At 57.7% G+C, this 1,421-nt stretch carries 1 protein-coding gene; it reads left to right on the forward strand.

Annotation, left to right across the window (positions count from 1 at the left end; all coding sequences use genetic code 11):
• A partial coding sequence (locus FS818_RS28160) for a condensation domain-containing protein (RefSeq protein WP_260989994.1) occupies positions 1-1,421 on the forward strand: 1,421 nt, incomplete at both ends.

Raw genomic sequence — 1,421 nt, forward strand, 5'->3', positions numbered from 1 at the left:
TACGTGGTAAGCCGTGGTGTATTTAATGCATCCGAGTTGCGCGCGTATTTAAAACGGAGTCTGCCTGAGTACATGGTTCCATCGTATCTGGTGGAAGTGGAGCAAATTCCACTGACGGCGAACGGGAAGGTGGACCGGAGGGCACTACCGGAGCCCCAAGGGCTATTGCAGACAACCAGCGAATACGTTGCACCACGAAGCGAGACTGAAGCGAAGCTAGCGGAGATTTGGCAGGATGTGTTAGGTCTTTCGCATCCAGTAAGTATCCGGGAGGACTTCTTCGAGCTGGGGGGCCATTCACTCAAAGCAACGCAACTGATGGCCCGCATCCAGAAGCAGTTAGATGCGAGCGTGACGCTGAGTGAAGTGTTCGCCCGTCCAACGGTGGAGATGCTAGCGGGGTATTTGGAAACGGCGGCTATCCTGGAACGCTATGAGGCAATCAATCCGGCGGAGCCGCGCGAAGCGTATCCAACCTCACCTGCCCAGCAGCGGATGTATGTAATGAGCCAGTTGGACGTTGGAGGCATCGGTTACAACATCCCGTGGGCGCTGGAGATCACAGGGGAGCTGGATGTTGTTCGAGTGCAGGAGAGTCTGAACCGCGTAGCCGAGCGCCATGAAGCCTTCCGTACATCGTTTGTAATGCAAGAAGACCAGCTCATGCAACGGATCGCCGAGCAGGTGAATGTACCACTGGAAGTGACAGACAGCACGCCGGACGAAGCAACAACGCTCGTGCAGGCGTTCGTGCGGCCGTTTGATCTGGGGGAAGCTCCCCTGCTGCGTGCGGGATTAATCCGCCTGGCAGAGGAGCGGCATGTATTGCTACTGGACATGCACCACATCATCTCGGATGGGGTATCGATGGACGTGTTTGTGGACGAGTTTACACGCTTGTACGCGGGCAAGGAATGGACGCCGCTTGCGATTCACTATAAGGATTATGCGGTATGGCTGCAGGAGAAGATGCAAGGCGAGGCGTACCAGGTGCAGGAGGCGTACTGGTTAGAGACGTTCGTGGACGAAGCACCGGTGCTGCAGCTCCCGACGGATTACGCGCGGCCGGCGGTCAGACAGTTTGAAGGAGACCGGGTAGGTCACATCTGGGGCGAGTATGAGACGGAACGGCTGAAGCGGTTGTGTGCGAAGCAAGGGGTAACGCTGTATATGGCGCTCTTGGCAGCGTACGGGGTGATGCTGTCACGCTATGCAGGGCAGGAGGATATTGTCGTTGGTTCCCCGGTGGCGGGCCGAAGGCACCCGGATGCGGAACGAATGATCGGGATGTTCGTGAACACCCTGGCGATGCGCACCCGCCCGGCGGGAAGCAAACGGTTCGACACGTACTTGGCGGAAGTGAAGACTGCTGTGCTGGGCGCCATGGAGAACCAGGATTATCCGTTCGAGGAGCTGGTGGA

The sequence above is a fragment of the Paenibacillus xylanexedens genome, from assembly GCF_007680605.1.
Lineage (GTDB): Bacteria > Bacillota > Bacilli > Paenibacillales > Paenibacillaceae > Paenibacillus > Paenibacillus xylanexedens_B.